The sequence below is a fragment of the Mycobacterium sp. NGS17 genome (genome assembly GCF_059813205.1).
Map to the genome: position 1 here is coordinate 1 of NZ_JCALED010000056.1, position 278 is coordinate 278.

A 278-nucleotide genomic window follows, 5' to 3' on the forward strand; every position below is an offset into this window, starting at 1 on the left:
TCCCCGACCGCGGCCCGCTCGGCGGCACAGATCTGCGTGATCTGCTGCTCGAGTTCCTGTTGGCCGGCGAGGTCGAGGTAGAGCCATCCTGGGGTGGGGTGGGTGGGGATGAGTTGGACGGGGGGGTCGTAGTGGGTGATGAACCGGGCGGCTAGGTGGGGGTGGCGGCTGGTCACGGTGTTCACGGCGTGGTGGAGGCGGTCGGGGTCGAGGGGGCCGGTGATGGCGATGTCGAGTTGCATCGCGTAGGTGTCGGGGTCGTTGTCGTGGGCGTGTTG

The 278-nt window shown here is 68.7% G+C and carries 1 protein-coding gene; it reads right to left on the reverse strand.

The genetic code is table 11. The features are described 5' to 3' along the window. The coding region (locus tag AC5Y7E_RS24335) for a condensation domain-containing protein (RefSeq protein ID WP_499950972.1) at positions 1-278 on the reverse strand (278 nt) is incomplete at both ends.